This window comes from Bradyrhizobium sp. MI1.11 (assembly GCF_055811255.1).
In genome coordinates, this window is record NZ_JBVVPM010000255.1 from 1 (window position 1) to 230 (window position 230).

Below are 230 nucleotides of genomic sequence, written 5' to 3' on the forward strand. Positions count from 1 at the left end.
CGCCCGCGGGTTCGGGGCGTGGACGGCCGCGAGGTCACGATTCCGAGCTGGGAAACGGCGGCGCAGGAGGACTGGCTCGGTCGCTGGGCGATGAACCTGATGCTGATCAACGTGTCGACGCGCCGGTTCGGCCGTGCTGTCCGGCTGCCCGAGGGTGACGTGCCGGCACCGCCCGGATCGGGGGTTTCGAAGTCGGCGGCCTCGCGGAGGTTCGTAGCGCTGTCGGCGGC

At 72.2% G+C, this 230-nt stretch carries 1 pseudogene; it reads left to right on the forward strand.

What is annotated here, in order from left to right:
• A pseudogene (locus tag AC0L30_RS43275) lies at nt 1–230 on the forward strand (IS256 family transposase); the annotation flags it as partial.